We start from the raw sequence: 230 nt of genomic DNA, 5'->3' as shown, positions 1-230 counted from the left end.
CGAAAACTTATTGAATATTGTTCTAATTGTTTAGACGTTCGGTTGTTTATTCGGTATGATATTGATGAGGCGTTGCCATGGCACAGCACTATCAGCCGAACACGACAATTGTATGGAGAGGAAGTGTTCATGGAACTATTCAAGAAAGTACTCTCGCTTTGTGTAGAAAAAGGAATGGTTCGAGGTAAACGCCAAGCGGTTGATAGTGCTTTTATCAAAGCCAATGCTTC

Annotated in this window: 1 protein-coding gene; it reads left to right on the top strand. The window is 40.4% G+C overall.

The window, feature by feature from the left end; genetic code table 11:
- A partial coding sequence (locus AC23MC_RS16565; RefSeq protein ID WP_487569426.1) for a transposase occupies positions 1-230 on the top strand: 230 nt, incomplete at both ends.

The sequence above is a fragment of the Flavobacterium sp. T50_26 genome (assembly GCF_057652995.1).
The sequence above is the reverse complement of the archived record's forward strand: the minus strand, read 5'-3'. Positions and strand labels throughout refer to the sequence as shown.